Raw genomic sequence first — 13,711 nt, forward strand, 5'->3', positions numbered from 1 at the left:
AATCTGCTGGCCGTCTTGTAGAATTGCCGGCGCTCTACGTAATCATTCCTGTTTGCAGGTGATCTCCGTGCTAGGTATCCATCGCGCTCCCGCTCGAATCCTGGCTATCAAGGACGATCTCCGCGACGAAGGCTCAGGTGTACTCGAAGAACAACTGGAACTGATGCTCGAACCCTTCGCCCGGCTCAACCAGGCACGTCAGGGGATGGCGGCTTCGGTTTGGGTTTGAGCATCGCCGCAGCGCGATCGTCCTGCAGGGTGGGGCGGTCTGGGCGCGTAACCTCGATCCGGGCTGTGCATGTACCTTCGTCTGCCGGTCTGGCAGGGCAGCCCGAGCTGAGCCGCCCCGTCACAGGTCAGAACCTGACGTTGGTGGTCAGTTCGGCGAACGGCCTGCAGGTGGCCCACAGGCTGAGGCTTTCCGGGGCGATGTACTTCATCTCCTTGCCGGAATAGTCCGCACCACCGCGTTTCTTCGCGGCCAGGCAAAGGTTTGCCGAAGGCAGAATGGCGCCCTCGGACCTGTTTGTGCTCATCGCAAGTTTCTCCCCGGTGAAAAAATGGAGGGGATCAGATGAGAGGGCTTCTCAAAAGAAAGTTTTTACGTTTGGTTTACCGGTGCGCTATCAACAGGTATTCCTGTAGCGCCTCGCGATCGCTGTCGTCGCCCAGTTCGGCCGCGCGCTGGTAGTAGGGCAGGGCCAGCGCCTGGATGCGTGGTTCTGCCGCTTCAGCCAGGCTGGCGCGGCTGGCTCGCAGGAAATTGAGGTTCCCTCCCGCCAGGGCCTGTTCCAGCCAGTGGACGGCTTCATCCACCTCGCCTTTGGCCGCCAGCACCGCAGCAAGGCTGAACTGGCCGCGGAAGTCGCCAGCTTCGGCGGAGCGGCGATACCAGGCGAAGGCAACCTTGGAATCAGGCTCAACAGTGATGCCTTCCTCGTAATAGCGCCCCACCAGGTTCATCGACTTGGCATGTCCCAATTGTGCCGCGCGCAGGTAGAGCGCCATGGCCTGGTGCTGATCGCGCTGGACGCCGCGTCCGGTGGCCAGCAGACCCGCGAAGTTGTACATCCCCCAATCGAGTCCCGCTGCCGCGGCCATGCGGAAGTGAGACGCGGCGCCAGGCAGGTCGATCAGGCCTCCCCAGCCCTGCTCCAGGCAACGGCCGAGCATGTTCCGCGCCATGGCGTCGCCGCGCTCGGCGGCGATCTGGAACCAGGTGCGCGCCAGCGCGGCGTCCTGCTCGATGCCCTGGCCGTCCAGGAGAATCTGGCCCAGCAGCGTCTGTGCTTCAGTCACCCCGTCCCGCGCGGCGCTAAGAATGGTTCGGGCTGCCTGGCGCGGATCGCTGGCCAGACGTTCGCGAAGTTCTTCGCTGCTGAGGGTTTCAGTGCGTGTCAGGGTGAGGTGCATGCCTAGACCTCGACCCAGCGACGCAGAAGGTTGTGGTAATTGCCTGTGAGCTGGACCAATGCGGGATGGTCCGGAACGTCACGCGCAAGACTCTGGATGGCCTGGTCCATCTCGAACAGCAGCGTCCGCTGACTGTCCTCGCGGACCATGCTCTGGATCCAGAAAAACGAGGCGAGGCGTTCACCACGGGTAACCGGTTCCACTTGGTGCAGGCTGCTGGAGGGGTAGATCACCAGGTCGCCGGCTGCCAGTTTCACGCGATGGGCGCCATAGGTGTCCTGGATAACCAGGTCTCCGCCGTCGTAGGCATCCGGCTCGCTGAAGAACAGCGTGGCGGACACATCGGTGCGGACGTGCTCGGAGCTGCCCTTGATTGGGCGCACGGCGTTGTCGATGTGGTAGCCGAAGGTGCCGCCGCACCGGTAGCGATTGAACAGCGGCGGATAGACCTTGTTCGGCAGGACCGCGGATACGAACAGGGGGTTGTTCCACAGCCGTTGCAGCATGGCACTGCTGATTTCGCGAGCCAGCGGGTCGCCTTCTGCCAATTGCTCGTTGTGCTTGGCCTTGGCTGACTGGTATCCCGCAGTAGCCTTGCCGTCCAACCAGTCGGCCTGCTCCAGGGCCTCGCGGATGCGCGTTGCCTCTTCTGAAGTGAAGATGCCGGGAATGTGCAGAAGCATGGCGGTGCACCGGGGAAAACTGAGATGGAGGCGAATAGTATTTATTTTCATTCAGCCTGTAAAACCGAAGCGCTCGGGGCCTTTTTGCGCTCACGGATTACTTTGGAAATGTTGTAAAAAAGATGCGAATAAGACATGTCAATTAATTTCGACAACCATTGGCTCACCTGCCAGCGGCAGGCTGACCGACAAGTGGCAGGTATTCGCCGGCTACAGCTACCTGGATAGCGAGGTGGTGGACCCGGGCGCGGTGGGTGATCGTGCCGGCGTGGTGACCAGCATCGTCAACCATGCGGCTGGCCGTATCGCGCAGTTCACCGCCAGCGTGCACTTCTAAGCGCAGCAAGCGGAAGCCCCGGCCGGGAAACCCGCCGGGGCTTTCGTTATTCGGGGGTGCGAGAAATGCCTTTCCGCTACATATATATAGCTCCACGCCATAAGCCGAAACGCTAGCGCGATATGGCGTAGCGCGGTTTGCCGCTATCATATGCACCCCCTGCGTCTGGATTGCGAAACCCGCCATGACCCTGCAGTACCCCACAATCGCCGATTGCATCGGCCATACCCCGCTGGTGCGTTTGCAGCGGCTGGCCGGCGAAACCAGCAATACCCTCCTGGTCAAGCTCGAAGGCAACAACCCCGCCGGCTCCGTCAAGGATCGCCCAGCCCTGTCGATGATTACGCGCGCCGAACTGCGTGGTGACATCAAACCCGGTGACACCCTGATCGAAGCCACCTCCGGCAACACTGGCATCGCTCTGGCCATGGCTGCGGCCATCAAGGGCTACAAGATGATGCTGATCATGCCGGACAACATGAGCGCCGAGCGCAAGGCCGCCATGACAGCCTACGGTGCCGAGCTGATCCTGGTGAGCCGCGAAGAGGGCATGGAAGGTGCCCGCGACCTGGCAGAAAGCCTGCAGCGAGGTGGGCGTGGCAAGGTACTGGACCAGTTCGCCAACGGCGACAACCCGGAGGCCCATTACGTCGGCACCGGCCCGGAAATCTGGCAGCAGACCCAGGGCACCATTACCCATTTCGTCAGCTCCATGGGTACCACCGGCACCATCATGGGCGTGTCGCGCTACCTCAAGGAGCAGAACCCGAATATCCAGATCGTCGGCCTGCAGCCGCAGGAAGGCTCGGCCATCCCCGGCATCCGCCGCTGGCCGCAGGAATACCTGCCGAAGATCTACCAGGCCGACCGTGTCGATCGCGTGGTCGACATGGCCCAGATCGAAGCCGAAGAAACCATGCGCCGCCTGGCCCGCGAAGAAGGCATCTTCTGCGGTGTCTCCTCCGGCGGTGCGGTGGCCGCGATGCTGCGCCTGTCCCGCGAAGTGGAGAATGCCGTGATGGTGGCGATCATCTGCGACCGTGGCGATCGTTACCTCTCCACCGGCATCTACGAAGACCCAGAACGGCTGTGAAGATATCTACTGCGCGTCCCGATAGCTGCGTTGGGCGGTGCTCGCTCCTTGCCTGTCCAAACGATATGTCTCGTCGCTGCGCTCCGGCCGCTTTGCTCTCGGGCCGCTCTTCACGATCTCTTCAGAGCGTTCATCATGTCCCGGCGTAACACAGGCCTGCGCTTCCAGCCCAGCGGCGGAGCGCGGTCCCAGCAAGTCCCAGTGGGCAAGAAGCAGCGGCTCTCCATCGAGCGGCTGGCCCATGACGGGCGTGGCATAGCCTTCGTCGAAGGGCGCACCTGGTTCGTTGCCGGTGCGCTACCGGGTGAAGAAGTGGAAGCCCGTGTCCTTGCGGCTCGCAGCCAGATTGTGGAGGCCCGTGCCGAGCGTGTGCTCAGCGCCAACGCTATGCGCCTGGTACCGCCCTGCGCCCATGCCGGCCAGTGTGGTGGCTGCACCCTGCAGCACCTGCCCCATGTCGAACAGCTCGCCCTGAAACAGCGCACGCTTGCTGAGCAGCTGGCGCGTTTCGCCGACCTCCAGCCGCAGGAGTGGGTGGCCCCACTTGTGGGGACCGAATTCGGTTATCGGCGCCGCGCTCGCATCGCCGTGCGCTGGGATGTCAAGGCCCGCCATCTGGAAGTCGGATTCCGCGCGGCCGCCAGCCAGGCGATAGTCGGGATCAAGGATTGCCAGGTGCTGGTACAGCCCTTGCAAACGTTGATGCGGGCACTGCCCGACCTGCTTAGGGGCCTGGACAAGCCCCAGGTAGTCGGGCATGTGGAGCTATTCCATGGCACCGCATCGGCGTTGCTGTTGCGTCACACGCAGCCACTTGGCGAGGCCGACCTGCAGCGCCTTCGCGAGTTCTGCGCGGCGCATCAGGCCCAACTCTGGCTGCACGGCGAGGGCGAACCCCAACCGGATCAGCCTGCTGCTCGCCTGGGCTACCGTCTGGAACGTTGGAACCTGGAGCTTGAATATCGCCCCGGCGATTTCGTCCAGGTAAATGAAACGGTCAACGAAGCAATGGTGGCGCAGGCGCTAGACTGGATGAATCCGCAGCCGGGCGAGCGGGTGCTGGACTTGTTCTGCGGCCTCGGCAACTTCGCCCTGCCATTGGCGCGCCAGGTGCGCGAGGTGGTTGCGGTGGAAGGTGTGGAGGCGATGGTGCAACGGGCACGCGGCAATGCCACGGCCAACGGCCTGGAGAATGTGCACTTCTTCCAGGCCGACCTGTCGAACCCCTTGGCCAAGGCGCCCTGGGCCAGACAGGGGTTCGACGCTGTGCTGCTCGATCCGCCACGAGACGGTGCTTTCGAAGCCGTTCGGCAGATCGCTGCAACCGGTGCGCAACGAGTGGTCTATGTATCCTGCAACCCGTCGACCCTGGCGCGTGACAGTGCTGAACTGGTCAAGCAGGGATACCAGCTGAAGAAGGCCGGGATTCTCGACATGTTTCCTCAAACGGCCCATGTCGAGGCCATGGCGTTATTCGAGGCGGGCTAGGAAGCCCGTGTAATCCGACCGGCACGACAGAGGCTGGCGACAATTCGGCGTGAGGGGTTCACGTCGTAGGGAAGGTAGGCAAGATGGTACAGGTGAGAGCGCAACAGCCGGTCAATACGGACGGCAGCATCAACCTCGAGGCGTGGCTGGACCATGTCATCAGCCTCGATCCGGTGCTCGACCGCGCGGTACTCAAGGAGGCGTGCGAGTTCGCCCGCGACGCCGAACAACAGGCCATCGCCGCGCAGAACAGTTGGGCGGAGGGCAACTCGAGCTTCCAGACCGGTCTGGAAATCGCCGAGATCCTGGCTGACCTGAAGCTGGACCAGGAATCCCTGGTGGCTGCAGTGATCTACCGCGGCGTGCGTGAAGGCAAGATCCAGTTGCAGGCTGTGCAACAGCGATTCGGTCCGGTGGTCGCCAAGCTGATCGAGGGCGTGTTGCGCATGGCTGCGATCAGCGCCAGCCTCAACCCCCGGCAATCCATGGTCCTCGGCACCCAGGCGCAGGTGGAGAACCTGCGCAAGATGCTGGTCGCCATGGTCGACGACGTACGAGTCGCGCTGATCAAGCTGGCCGAGCGTACCTGTGCCATTCGTGAAGTGAAGAACACCGACGAGGAGAAACGGCACCGCGTTGCCCGCGAGGTGTTCGACATCTACGCGCCTCTCGCCCACCGCCTCGGCATCGGCCACATCAAGTGGGAGCTGGAAGACCTGTCCTTCCGCTACCTGGAGCCGGAGCAATACAAGCAGATCGCCAAGCTGCTCCATGAGCGCCGTCTCGATCGCGAGCAGTACATCGCCGACGTGATGAAGCAGCTTCGCGAGGAGCTGGCCGCCACCGGCATCAAGGCCGACATCAGCGGCCGCGCCAAACACATCTATTCCATCTGGCGGAAGATGCAGCGCAAGGGCCTGCAATTCAGCCAGATCTACGACGTACGTGCCGTACGCGTGCTTGTGCCCGAGGTACGTGATTGCTACACCGCACTCGGCATCGTCCACACCCTATGGCGGCACATTCCCAAGGAATTCGACGACTACATCGCCAACCCCAAGGAGAACGGCTACCGCTCCCTGCACACCGCGGTGATCGGCCCGGACGGCAAGGTGCTGGAAGTGCAGATCCGCACCCACGCCATGCACGAGGAAGCCGAGCTAGGGGTCTGCGCCCATTGGCGCTACAAGGGCACTGACGTCAAGTCCAGCTCTGACCACTACGAAGAGAAGATCGCCTGGTTGCGCCAGGTGCTCGAATGGCACGAGGAACTGGGCGACATCGGTGGCCTGGCCGAGCAACTGCGGGTGGATATCGAGCCCGACCGCGTCTATGTCTTCACCCCCGATGGCCACGCCATCGATCTGCCCAAGGGCGCCACGCCGCTAGACTTCGCCTACCGCGTCCACACCGAAATCGGCCACAACTGCCGCGGTGCCAAGGTCAACGGTCGTATCGTGCCGCTGAACTACGGACTGCAGACTGGCGAGCAGGTGGAAATCATCACCGGCAAGCACGGTGCGCCCAGCCGCGACTGGCTGAACCCGAACCTCGGCTACATCACCACCTCGCGCGCGCGGGCGAAGATCGTCCACTGGTTCAAGCTGCAGGCCCGCGACCAGAACGTCGCAGCGGGCAAGGCGATGCTCGAACGCGAACTGTCGCGCCTGGCATTGCCGCCGGTGGACTTCGAGAAGCTGGCCGAGAAGTGCAATCTGCGTACAGCCGAAGACATGTACGCGGCCCTCGGCGCCGGCGATCTGCGTTTGGCCCATGTGGTCAACGCCGCTCAGGCGCTGGTAGAGCCGGAGCGTGGCCATAGCGAGCAGTTGGAGCTGATCCCTCGGAGGCCGTCTCACAACAAGCCTGGCAAGCGCGGAGACGTGCAGATCCAGGGCGTGGGCAACCTGCTCACGCAGATGGCTGGCTGCTGCCAACCGCTGCCGGGCGATCCCATCGTGGGCTACATCACCCTTGGTCGCGGTGTCAGCATTCACCGCCAGGACTGCCCATCGGTGTTGCAACTGGGTGGTCGTGAGCCCGAGCGGATGATCCAGGTGAGCTGGGGACCGGTACCGGTACAGACCTACCCGGTGGACATCATCATCCGCGCCTACGACCGTTCCGGTTTGCTGCGTGACGTCTCCCAGGTACTGCTCAACGAGCGCATCAACGTGCTGGCGGTGAATACCCGCTCCAACAAGGAAGACAACACCGCCGCCATGCTGCTGACCATCGAGATCCCCGGCCTGGACGCGCTGGGCCGGTTGCTGGCGCGCATCTCGCAGCTGCCGAATATCATCGAAGCCCGTCGCAACCGGGCTGCCTGATCTGTAGGTTGGTCCGAGCCTGCGAGGCCCAACGACGAGCGTTGGGTTTCGCTTCGCTCTAACCAGCGTGGCCCGCACCGACCTACAGGCGTTTTTAACGGGACCCCCACCATGTACCAACTCGATGACCTGCTGCACCTCATGGCCCGGCTGCGCGATCCGCAGTACGGCTGCCCCTGGGACCTCAAGCAGGACTACGCCAGCATCGTCCCGCACACGATCGAGGAAGCCTACGAGGTGGCCGATGCCATCGAGCGCGGTGACTTCGACCATCTGCCGGGCGAGCTCGGCGACCTGCTGTTCCAGGTGGTCTATTACAGCCAGTTGGCCAAGGAGGAGGGGCGCTTTGAGTTCGCCGGTGTGGTGGATGCAATCACCCGCAAGCTGGTCCGCCGTCACCCCCATGTCTTCCCCGACGGCGATCTCTATGGCGCGCCGGACATGGCCCGGCTGGAAGAAGCCGCGATCAAGCAGCGCTGGGAAGAGATCAAGGCCGAGGAGCGCGCGGAGAAGGCTGATGCCCCTGAGCAGCTTTCACTTCTGGATGACGTACCTACCGCGTTGCCTGCCCTGAGCCGCGCCGCCAAATTGCAGAAACGCGCGGCCCAGGTGGGTTTCGACTGGCCTGAGGCACTGCCGGTGATCGACAAGCTCCGTGAGGAGCTGGACGAGGTTCTGGAGGCCATGAGCGACAACGACCCGCAGGCCATCGCCGATGAGCTGGGTGATTTGCTGTTCGTGGTGGTCAACCTGACCCGTCACCTCAAGGTCGATCCGGAAACCGCCCTGCGTGGCGCCAATGCAAAATTCGACCGTCGCTTCCGCTTTATCGAACAGGCATTGCGCGAGGCGGGTCGTCCCATTGAAGATTGCACCCTGGAAGAACTGGATGCCCTCTGGGGCGAAGCCAAGAAACAGGAAAAACTCAGCCTTGGCTGTTAACTCGAGAGACTGAACCCCGTCATGAGCCTTTCCCTCCGCGACCAGCTGCTGAAAGCCGGGCTGGTGAACGAAAAGCAGGTCAAACAGGCCGGCAAACAGCAACAGAAACAACAGCGCCTGGAGAAGAAGAACCAGGTCGAGAAGGACGATAGCCTGCGTCAGGCTGCCTTGCAGGCCCAGGCCGAGAAGGCCGCCCGTGACCAGGAGCTGAACCGCCAGCAACAGGAAAAGGCCGACCAGAAGGCCAAGGCGGCGCAGATCAAGCAACTGATCGAAAGCTCACGCCTGCCGAAGCTGACTACCGACGACTACTACAACTTTGTCGACGAGAAGAAGGTCAAGCGCATCGCGGTCAACGCCATGCTGCGTGACAAGCTGAGCCGCGGCTCGCTGGCTGTCGTCCGCCATGGCGGCGGCTACGAGATCATTCCCCGTGATGCTGCCCTGCGTATTCAGGAGCGCGATCCGCGCCGGGTGGTGCTGCTCAACACCCAGACCGAAGAGCCGGATGCCGATGATCCGTACGCGGCCTACAAGGTGCCGGATGACCTGATGTGGTAATGCGGTGACGAAACCGGGCCTTGTGCCCGGTTTTTCATTGTGGGAGCGCAGCTCCTGTAGCCTGGACGCAATCCGGGGCGGGCGGAGCGGGGCTATCCAGCGTGTCTGGGCTGGCGACGCGCTTCAGCAGATCTGATTCCCCAGCAACACCCGCCCGAAGCTCGCACCCTCGGTCAACGGTGTGATCGCCGTTATCTGGTCCAGCCGCAGGCGCTCCTGGCCACCCTCGTTCTGCACGATCAGGAACTCTTCCTTGTCGGGGGTCGTCAGGGTGGTCATGGCACGCGCGTCCAGGCGCGCACCGCCAGCCAGCTCGATATGCAACTGGTAGCGATGCAGGCAGGCGATCTCGATGTAGTCATAGAGGTCGCAGGAGAGCGGCAGATATTCCTCGGTCATGGCAGTGTCCTCTGCGGCATGTCGGATGGACAGCATAGGCGCTGCGGGCGCGCCTTGGCTTACCTTCAAGTATCCGCCTGTTTCGCCCATCCAGGTCCCGACCAAGGTTCGGCGGGTTTCCCCCAGGCACAAAAAACCGGGCACTGGGCCCGGTTCTTCGTGAGGGGGTGTTACTCCTGCAGGCCTTTTACCGACTTGCCGTTGACTGTGCCCTCCTTGAGCATGATCTGGTATTCCTTGCCGTCCTTTTCCACCTGGTGCAGGCGGACCAGCAGGTAGTCCCAGTCCTTGGCGAACCAGAGCACGGTCTTACGGCTGCTCTGGGTGGGGTCACGCACACGCTCGACCTTGATCGCGTCTACAAGGCCGGCCTTGGTGCGTACGCGCTCCTCGCCCAATACGCGGAAGTCGTAGGTTTCGATCTCGTCGCCATCGATCACCTGGTAGCTCATGCTCTTCTTGCCGTCGGCGACGTCGTGCTGGAGCACCAGCTGGTAGGTGGATTTATCTTGCAGGCCACGGTTCAAGGGCAGGCGAACCTGATTGCCGCGGTCGTTGCCGATGATCTGTTTCTGGGCCCAGTCGAAATCGAACTCCACCTGTTTGCTCTTGCCCAGGCCGCTGCGATTGAAGCGGTAGGTCAGGGGCATGAAAGCGTTGTTCTCGAGGCGGAAGGTGCTCACTTCGCTGAGGCTGGCGACCAGCATGGATGCTTCGAAGTCCAGCTCCCAGCGGCCATTATCGAGCTGCTTCAGGCTCCGTCCGGCGGTGCCGCTGACAGGCAGCTGTTTCCAGTCGGCGGTGTAGCTGGCCTCGAAGGGTTTCAACTCGACTGCCACGGCGGGCAGGGCCACGAGGGCGAGGAGCAACAGCAAGGCACGACGCATTGGCGAATCTCCTAGTTACGCAGTTGTTGCCCCGAGGGAGGCAACGCTTGTCCATCCATTTCGGCGCCGTTCGGGCCCAGGCGCAGTCTGCCTTCGGCAAACCAGCGCATGGCCAGCGGATAGATGCGGTGTTCCTGTGCATGGACCCGCTGGGCCAGACTATCCGGCGAGTCGTTCGACTCTACCGGGATCAGGGCCTGCACTACCAGAGGGCCACCATCAAGTTCTTCGGTGACGAAGTGCACGCTGCAGCCATGCTCGGAATCACCGGCTTCCAGCGCGCGCTGGTGGGTGTGCAATCCCTTGTACTTGGGCAACAGCGACGGATGAATGTTCAGCAGGCGCCCGTGGTAGTGGCGCACGAAACCGGGCGTGAGAATCCGCATGAAACCAGCCAGCACCACCAGTTGTGGGGAATAGGCATCGATGGCTTCGATCAGGGCGGCATCGAAGGCTTCGCGGTCGGCATAGGCCTTGTGATCGAGTATCCCGGTTTCGATGCCGGCCTTTTTCGCCCGTTCCAGGCCGAAGGCATCGGCGCGGTTGGATATCACCGCGCGAATGCGGGCCGGATGGTCGTCGCCGGTGATGCTGTCGATCAGCGCCTGCAGGTTGCTGCCAGAGCCGGAGATCAGCACCACCACATCACAGCGTGCAACCATCAGTGACTCTTCAGGTTGTTCAGTACGACGCGTTGGGCACCTTCGGCGGCCGCAGCGATTTCACCGATGACCCAGGGCTGCTCGCCGGCTGCACGCAGGACCTTGAGCGAGGCTTCGACCTGCTCCGGTGCAACGCAAATGACCATGCCCACGCCGCAGTTCAGCACGCGGTGCATTTCGGTCTCGTCGACGTTGCCTTGTTCCTGCAGCCAGTCGAATACCGCCGGACGCTGCCAGCTGGCTACGTCGATCACTGCCTGGGCGTTGTCCGGCAGAACGCGCGGAATGTTGTCCAGCAGGCCGCCGCCAGTGATGTGGGCCATGGCCTTGACCGCGCCGGTTTCCTTGATCAGCTGCAGCAGCGGCTTCACATAGATGCGGGTCGGGGCCATCAGCAGGTCGGCCAGGGGCTTGCCGTCGAGCTGGACCTGTTCGATATCGACGCCGCTGACTTCGATGATCTTGCGGATCAGCGAGTAGCCGTTGGAATGCGGACCGGAGGAGGGCAGGGCGATCAGGGTGTCACCGGTGCGGACCTTGGAGCCGTCGATGATTTCGGCTTTTTCCACCACGCCGACACAGAAGCCGGCCAGGTCGTAGTCTTCGCCTTCGTACATGCCGGGCATTTCGGCGGTCTCGCCGCCAACCAGGGAGCAGCCAGCCAGTTCGCAGCCGGCGCCGATGCCGGTGACCACGGTAGCAGCCACGTCGACGTTGAGCTTGCCGGTGGCGTAGTAGTCCAGGAAGAACAGCGGCTCGGCGCCGCAGACCACCAGGTCGTTCACGCACATGGCCACGAGGTCCTGGCCGATGCTGTCGTGTTTGTTCAGGTTCAGCGCCAGGCGCAGCTTGGTGCCGACGCCGTCAGTGCCGGACACCAGGACCGGCTGCTTGTAGCCGGCCGGGATTTCGCAGAGGGCGCCGAAGCCGCCCAGGCCGCCCATCACTTCCGGGCGCGCGGTGCGCTTGGCCACGCCTTTGATGCGTTCGACCAGGGCTTCACCAGCGTCGATGTCTACACCGGCGTCCTTGTAGCTCAGGGAGGGTTGCTTGCTCATAAATCCAGGCCTATAGGGGGAAATTCGAGGATCGACCGGCAAGTCTGGCTGCCGGTTTGCGAAGGCGCGCGATTTTATCAGGCTTGCCCGGTAGCGGCCATCCGCAGCGGTCGGCCCAAGGAGAAAACAATGTGAAAACGCCTGCGTTGCCCCGGGGCAAGCGGCTGATTAAGGTATAGCCCTTCGATTGCGGCCTATGCTGCATCTGTTCGCCTACAGAGAATCCACCATGCGCCTGATCGCTTCAGCTGTCCTGCTTTGCCTCACGCTGCTGGGCTTGCCCGCCCATGCTGAAACGGCCGAGAACCTCTACCAGGTTCGCGAACCGGTAGCATCTCAGCAGCCGGAGGAGCGTACCCAGGCCTTGGTGCGCGCTCTGGAAACCCTGGTAATGCGCCTGTCCGGCGATCCCAAGGCCGCCCAGAGTCCCGCGCTGGAGGCCGTGCGCAAGGACCCGCAGCAGCTCGTCAGCCAATACGGGTATGAAGGCCAGACCCTGGTGGTCGACTTCGATCCGGTTACCACCGAACGGACCCTGCGCCAGGCCGGCATCCCTCTGTGGAGTGCCAATCGCCCAGCCATCCTGGCCTGGTGGCTGAATCGCTCCGGCGAAGGCAGTAACAACCTGGTGGGCGACGGCCAGGACGCCGCAACTCCGTTGCGCCAGGCAGCACAGAACCGCGGCCTGCCGCTGCGCCTGCCGATCGCCGATCTCAACGAGCAACTGCTGGCGACGCCCGAGCAGCTGACATCCGCCAAGCCCGGCGCCCTGACCCAGGCGTCCGAGCGCTATGGCGCGGATGCCCTGCTGGCGGTGGATGCCAGTGAGGCCGATGGCAAATGGCAGGCCCAGTGGCGCCTGTGGCTGGGTGACAGCCGCGAGCAGGGCACCGCCGAAGGGGCTGACAGCGCCGCGCTGGCCGATGCCGTGATGTCCGCAGTGAGCCAGCGTCTGGCGCCGCGCTTCGTGGTGGCTCCCGGCTCCGGACAGAACCTGGAGCTGGAAGTACAAGGTGCCAACCTCGCCCGTTACGCCGAGCTGTCTCGCCTGCTGGAACCCTTCGGAGCACGCCTGCTGAAGGTTGACGGCGACCGCCTTGAGTATCGGGTCAACGCCAGCCCCGAACAGCTGCGTGCTCAGCTGTCCCTGGCCGGACTCCAGGAGTCAGCAGCCGAACCGCCGGCCGCACCGGCCCCTTCCGCTGATCCGCAGGCAGCGCCGGCGCCCCAGGTGATACCGCGCAACAACCTGCTGCGCTTCCACTGGTAGCGGGCGTAAACTGCTGGCCTACCCGTGACGGGGATGCCATGCACCAGTTGCCCAATCTGTTGACTCTGCTGCGCCTGGCACTGGTTCTTCCCATTGCCGGGCTTCTGTTGTCCGATCGATATGCGCAGGCGCTTGTCCTTTTTGCCGTGGCGGGTTGTTCCGATGCCCTGGATGGTTTCCTTGCCCGGCGCTACGGCTGGACCAGTCGGTTCGGTTCGCTGTTCGACCCTGTGGCCGACAAGCTACTGCTGGTGACCAGCTTCGTCTGCCTGGCCATGACCCAGTTGCTGCCGTTCTGGCTGACGCTCGTGGTGGTCCTGCGGGACCTGCTGATCCTGCTCGGTGCCGGGCTGTTCCGGGTACTGGCGGGACCGGCGGAGTTCTTGCCAAGCCGGCTGGGCAAGCTGAGTACATTGCTGCAGATGCTGCTGGTGCTGTGCCTGTTGCTGGAGCTCAGCCTGGCTCCGGCACTGGCTTCATTGCGCTGGCCCTTGAGCTGGCTGGTACTGGTGGTGACGCTATGCAGCGGAGCCCAGTACATCTGGGATTGGGGACGGAAATATCGCTACGCAAGGATGAGGGCCTGAC

The 13,711-nt window shown here is 63.2% G+C and carries 15 protein-coding genes; 8 read left to right on the forward strand and 7 right to left on the reverse strand.

Translation table 11 applies throughout. The features are described from left to right. The first annotated feature begins 67 nt into the window (after positions 1-67). On the forward strand, positions 68-229 hold the full coding sequence (locus D6Z43_RS28005; RefSeq protein ID WP_153920858.1) for a hypothetical protein: 162 nt from the start codon (positions 68-70) through the stop codon (positions 227-229). Between the two features lie 127 nt (positions 230-356). Here D6Z43_RS28005 and D6Z43_RS26300 read toward each other — a convergent pair whose 3' ends face one another. From D6Z43_RS26300 to D6Z43_RS26310, 3 genes are all read right to left on the reverse strand, one after another. Then, a complete protein-coding gene (locus D6Z43_RS26300) occupies positions 357-536 on the reverse strand; it encodes a hypothetical protein (protein ID WP_120654913.1) in 180 nt (59 codons plus the stop codon). A gap of 76 nt (positions 537-612) precedes the next feature. After that, positions 613-1,413: a tetratricopeptide repeat protein gene (locus D6Z43_RS26305; protein WP_120654914.1), complete on the reverse strand. Its 801-nt coding sequence runs from the start codon at positions 1,411-1,413 to the stop codon at positions 613-615. Positions 1,414-1,415: 2 nt separating this feature from the next. After that, on the reverse strand, positions 1,416-2,096 hold the full coding sequence (locus D6Z43_RS26310) for a Fe2+-dependent dioxygenase (RefSeq protein WP_120654915.1): 681 nt from the start codon (positions 2,094-2,096) through the stop codon (positions 1,416-1,418). 521 nt (positions 2,097-2,617) lie between these two features. Between D6Z43_RS26310 and cysM the strand changes: the two genes are divergently transcribed. The 5 genes from cysM to D6Z43_RS26340 all read left to right on the forward strand — a co-directional run bounded on the left by cysM (position 2,618) and on the right by D6Z43_RS26340 (position 8,847). Next, positions 2,618-3,526 (forward strand): cysteine synthase CysM, encoded by a 909-nt coding sequence (gene cysM / locus D6Z43_RS26320; protein ID WP_120654917.1) that lies wholly within the window; start codon positions 2,618-2,620, stop codon positions 3,524-3,526. 135 nt (positions 3,527-3,661) lie between these two features. Then, the gene (gene rlmD / locus D6Z43_RS26325; protein WP_120654918.1) at positions 3,662-5,014 is read left to right on the forward strand and encodes a 23S rRNA (uracil(1939)-C(5))-methyltransferase RlmD; all 1,353 of its coding nucleotides are present in this window, start codon (positions 3,662-3,664) and stop codon (positions 5,012-5,014) included. Positions 5,015-5,097: 83 nt separating this feature from the next. Next, positions 5,098-7,344, forward strand: a complete 2,247-nt coding sequence (gene relA / locus D6Z43_RS26330; protein ID WP_120654919.1) for a GTP diphosphokinase — start codon at positions 5,098-5,100, stop codon at positions 7,342-7,344. 111 nt (positions 7,345-7,455) lie between these two features. Then, complete coding sequence (mazG, locus tag D6Z43_RS26335; RefSeq protein ID WP_120654920.1) at positions 7,456-8,286, forward strand: nucleoside triphosphate pyrophosphohydrolase; 831 nt, start codon at positions 7,456-7,458, stop codon at positions 8,284-8,286. Positions 8,287-8,307: 21 nt separating this feature from the next. Further along, entirely contained in the window at positions 8,308-8,847 is a 540-nt protein-coding gene (locus D6Z43_RS26340; RefSeq protein ID WP_120654921.1) for a DUF2058 domain-containing protein, read from the forward strand. A gap of 123 nt (positions 8,848-8,970) precedes the next feature. On the opposite strand, the gene D6Z43_RS26345 is transcribed toward D6Z43_RS26340, so the two are convergent. From D6Z43_RS26345 to purM, 4 genes are all read right to left on the reverse strand, one after another. Continuing rightward, positions 8,971-9,246 (reverse strand): Rho-binding antiterminator, encoded by a 276-nt coding sequence (locus D6Z43_RS26345; protein WP_069086607.1) that lies wholly within the window; start codon positions 9,244-9,246, stop codon positions 8,971-8,973. Positions 9,247-9,416: 170 nt separating this feature from the next. Continuing rightward, the gene (locus tag D6Z43_RS26350; protein WP_120654922.1) at positions 9,417-10,133 is read right to left on the reverse strand and encodes a DUF3108 domain-containing protein; all 717 of its coding nucleotides are present in this window, start codon (positions 10,131-10,133) and stop codon (positions 9,417-9,419) included. An 11-nt stretch (positions 10,134-10,144) separates the two neighbouring features. Next, positions 10,145-10,795, reverse strand: a complete 651-nt coding sequence (gene purN / locus D6Z43_RS26355) for a phosphoribosylglycinamide formyltransferase (RefSeq protein WP_120654923.1) — start codon at positions 10,793-10,795, stop codon at positions 10,145-10,147. After that, positions 10,795-11,853 carry a phosphoribosylformylglycinamidine cyclo-ligase gene (purM, locus tag D6Z43_RS26360; RefSeq protein ID WP_120654924.1) on the reverse strand — a complete coding sequence of 353 codons (1,059 nt, stop codon included), beginning with the start codon at positions 11,851-11,853 and terminating at the stop codon, positions 10,795-10,797. The genes purN and purM overlap by 1 nt, the downstream gene beginning before the upstream one ends. A 229-nt stretch (positions 11,854-12,082) precedes the next feature. On the opposite strand from purM, the gene D6Z43_RS26365 reads away from it, so the two are divergent. Next, on the forward strand, positions 12,083-13,123 hold the full coding sequence (locus D6Z43_RS26365; RefSeq protein ID WP_120655371.1) for a DUF2066 domain-containing protein: 1,041 nt from the start codon (positions 12,083-12,085) through the stop codon (positions 13,121-13,123). 38 nt (positions 13,124-13,161) lie between these two features. Beyond that, a complete protein-coding gene (locus D6Z43_RS26370; RefSeq protein ID WP_120654925.1) occupies positions 13,162-13,710 on the forward strand; it encodes a CDP-alcohol phosphatidyltransferase family protein in 549 nt (182 codons plus the stop codon). The last annotated feature ends 1 nt before the right edge of the window (position 13,711 follow it).

The sequence above is a fragment of the Pseudomonas sp. DY-1 genome (genome assembly GCF_003626975.1).
GTDB lineage: Bacteria > Pseudomonadota > Gammaproteobacteria > Pseudomonadales > Pseudomonadaceae > Metapseudomonas.

Coding starts and splice junctions, on each gene's coding strand:
- D6Z43_RS26300 (WP_120654913.1), bottom strand. CDS start 536: ATGAGCACAAACAGGTCCGAGGGCGCCATTCTGCCTTCGGCAAACCTT.
- D6Z43_RS26305 (WP_120654914.1), bottom strand. CDS start 1,413: ATGCACCTCACCCTGACACGCACTGAAACCCTCAGCAGCGAAGAACTT.
- D6Z43_RS26310 (WP_120654915.1), bottom strand. CDS start 2,096: ATGCTTCTGCACATTCCCGGCATCTTCACTTCAGAAGAGGCAACGCGC.
- cysM (WP_120654917.1), top strand. CDS start 2,618: ATGACCCTGCAGTACCCCACAATCGCCGATTGCATCGGCCATACCCCG.
- rlmD (WP_120654918.1), top strand. CDS start 3,662: ATGTCCCGGCGTAACACAGGCCTGCGCTTCCAGCCCAGCGGCGGAGCG.
- relA (WP_120654919.1), top strand. CDS start 5,098: ATGGTACAGGTGAGAGCGCAACAGCCGGTCAATACGGACGGCAGCATC.
- mazG (WP_120654920.1), top strand. CDS start 7,456: ATGTACCAACTCGATGACCTGCTGCACCTCATGGCCCGGCTGCGCGAT.
- D6Z43_RS26340 (WP_120654921.1), top strand. CDS start 8,308: ATGAGCCTTTCCCTCCGCGACCAGCTGCTGAAAGCCGGGCTGGTGAAC.
- D6Z43_RS26345 (WP_069086607.1), bottom strand. CDS start 9,246: ATGACCGAGGAATATCTGCCGCTCTCCTGCGACCTCTATGACTACATC.
- D6Z43_RS26350 (WP_120654922.1), bottom strand. CDS start 10,133: ATGCGTCGTGCCTTGCTGTTGCTCCTCGCCCTCGTGGCCCTGCCCGCC.
- purN (WP_120654923.1), bottom strand. CDS start 10,795: ATGGTTGCACGCTGTGATGTGGTGGTGCTGATCTCCGGCTCTGGCAGC.
- purM (WP_120654924.1), bottom strand. CDS start 11,853: ATGAGCAAGCAACCCTCCCTGAGCTACAAGGACGCCGGTGTAGACATC.
- D6Z43_RS26365 (WP_120655371.1), top strand. CDS start 12,083: ATGCGCCTGATCGCTTCAGCTGTCCTGCTTTGCCTCACGCTGCTGGGC.
- D6Z43_RS26370 (WP_120654925.1), top strand. CDS start 13,162: ATGCACCAGTTGCCCAATCTGTTGACTCTGCTGCGCCTGGCACTGGTT.